Annotated in this window: 2 protein-coding genes and 1 pseudogene; 2 read left to right on the plus strand and 1 reads right to left on the minus strand. The window is 42.4% G+C overall.

Annotated features, from left to right (window positions below; genetic code table 11):
• On the plus strand, window positions 1-1,151 hold a 1,151-nt coding region (locus tag K8S13_RS21580), incomplete at its 5' end, for a HAMP domain-containing sensor histidine kinase (RefSeq protein WP_291465789.1).
• 33 nt (window positions 1,152-1,184) lie between these two features.
• Window positions 1,185-2,471 (plus strand): sigma-54 dependent transcriptional regulator, encoded by a 1,287-nt coding sequence (locus K8S13_RS21585; protein ID WP_291465790.1) that lies wholly within the window; start codon window positions 1,185-1,187, stop codon window positions 2,469-2,471.
• Between the two features lie 11 nt (window positions 2,472-2,482).
• On the opposite strand, the pseudogene K8S13_RS21590 reads toward K8S13_RS21585, so the two are convergent.
• A pseudogene (locus K8S13_RS21590) lies at window positions 2,483-2,829 on the minus strand (elongation factor 4); the annotation flags it as partial.

A 2,829-nucleotide genomic window follows, 5' to 3' on the forward strand; every position in this document is an offset into this window, starting at 1 on the left:
CATTCGGCATGTCCACATTTCAGGGTGAACAATTTTTTACAGCCTATACGGATTATCCCGGAAACGACTGGACGGTTGGTGTCACCCTGCCGGTCTCGGATTTTCTTGAAAATGTTATTGCCATTAAAAAAGCTATAATCACTCTTGTGATTGCAGGTATTCTTCTTTCCAGCCTGTTAAGCTATCTTCTGGCCATGACCATTGTCAGCCCCTTAAATATTCTCAAAAAAGGAATTGAAAGAATTTCAAGCGGTGATCTTGCGTATAAAGTTAATATCAAAGACCCGGATATTGCATCTGCATTGGCAAGGTCCTTCAATCAAATGGCCTCTTCCCTGGAACTGAGTACCAACGAGCTAAAAAAGACCTATGCCGAGCTTGCCCAAAAGGAAAAACTGGCTGCTGTGGGACAAATGACTGCCAGTATTGCCCATGAAATAAAAAATCCTTTGGGGATCATTCTTGGGTCCGCACAAGTAGTGTCAAATTCCGAACGGCCTATGGAAATGAGAGAAAGGGCAGCTGATTTTATTATGGAAGAAGTGGAGCGGTTGAACAAAACACTGACGGCATTCCTTGATTTTGCAAAACCTGCTTCTCCCAATTTTCAGCGCATTGACATTACCAACCTGCTTGAAGAAATTCTTATCTCCACGGAAGAACGCTTTAATGAAAAAGGTTACAAAATAGACCGGGATTTTCCCGCTATGGCACCGGCAATTCTGGCTGATTCGGACCAGGTAAAAGAAGTATTCTGGAACATCTTTTTAAATGCCGTTCAATCCATGCCGAATGGCGGAACAGTTACCGTCAGGATCGGCATTGAAAAAGGAAAAGAGATCATTGACGAGGCCATGATTCCCATAAAGGGATTGACCCAGCAGCATCCTGACTGCCTGATGATATCCGTCATGGATCAGGGTAGCGGTATCAGTGATGAACAAATGGAAAAAATTTTAGATCCCTTTGTCAGTTTCAGAGATAACGGTATCGGCCTTGGCCTGTCCATTGTCTCCCAGGTAGTCAAAGCCCACAAAGGGCAGATTAAAATCAAAAGTACGCCGGGGAAGGGGACCCGGTTTAAACTATTGTTCCCTTTATTATCACAGGAGGACAAACATGCCGGCGAATGTACTATTAGTCGAAGATGAAGAAAGAATGCGGCAAGTCATTGTGACCTTCACATCCATGAAGCTGTTGATGGTGAACAGGCTATCGATATATTTGAAAATGAGATGATTCACCTTGTGATCACGGATTTAAAACTTCCTAAAATTAACGGAATGGATGTTCTTAATTTTATCAAAGAAAAAGATCCGGAAATACCGGTAATTGTCATCACAGCCTATGGCTCCATTGAGAATGCAGTCAGAGCGATCCAAAAAGGGGCTTTTGATTATGTCACCAAACCCTTTAAAGAAGAAAAGCTGCGTTCCAGTATTATTAAGGCATTAAAAATAAGCCGCCTGACCTCTGAAGTCCGGCACCTTCGGCAGGAAATCGAAGACCGGTATACCTTTAAAAATATTGTGGGCGATTCTCCAAAAATATGTGATGTCCTTAAACTTGCGGGAAGTGTATCCAACACAGATACAACCGTTCTGATTACCGGGGAAAGTGGAACCGGAAAAGAACTTTTAAGTCGTGCGACCCACATCAACAGTCCTCGTTCCAGCGGTCCGTTTTTAACTGTAAATTGTGCGGCGATTCCCTCCACTCTCCAGGAAACGGAATTGTTTGGTTATGAAAAGGGAGCATTTACAGGAGCCCACAAGAGCACAAAAGGCAAATTTGAAACAGCATCAGGCGGCACTCTTTTTCTGGATGAAATCGGAGATATGAAACTTGATGTCCAGGCAAAGCTTTTAAGGATACTTGAAACCCGTGAGTTTGAGAGAATTGGCGGAACAAAGACCATAAAAGCGGATGTCAGGATCATTGCCGCCACCAATAAAAATCTTGAAGAAATGGTTGAAGAAAAGCTTTTCAGGGAAGATCTCTTCTATCGAATCAATGTATTCCCTGTCCATATTCCACCATTGAGGGAAAGAAAACAAGATATCCCCAAACTCTCCAACCATTTTATACAGAAATTTTCAAAAGCATTTGGCAGAAAACCGCCGGAACTTTCAGACAAAGCCATAAAAAAACTGACCCAATATCCCTGGAAAGGAAATATCAGGGAGTTAAAAAATGTTCTTGAGCGGGCCATGATTCTGAGTAAAGGGTCTCAAATCACCAGCCACCATGTTATCCTCAATGAATCCCAGGAAAAATTATTTAAACAAATAAACCTGGATTCACTCATTCCACTGATCATCAATGATCATGGGCTCAGCCTTGATGATCTTGAAAGTTATTGTATTAATTATGCTATGAAAACCTTGAACAACAATGTTTCCAGGGCTGCCAGGTTCCTTGGCCTGTCCCGTGCCACCCTGCGGTACAGACTTGAAAAAATGAATGAATAAAAAACAATAGCTTAATCTGTTTTCAAAACAGACAGAAACGCAGACTGGGGGATTTCAACAGATCCCACCATTTTCATTCGTTTCTTACCTTTTTTCTGTTTTTCAAGAAGCTTTCGTTTTCTTGATATATCACCGCCATAACATTTGGCCGTCACATCCTTTCTGAATGCAGATATGGTTTCCCGGGAAATGATTTTTCCTCCAATGGCACCCTGGATGGGAATTTTAAACTGCTGCCTGGGAATTTCTTCTCTTAATTTTTTGCAGGCCGTCCTTGCTCTTGCTTCTGCCTTGTCCCTGTGGATCAGCTGGGACAAAGCGTCCACGCGTTCACCATTGATGAGAAAATCCAGCTTCA

The sequence above is a fragment of the Desulfobacula sp. genome (assembly GCF_021107415.1).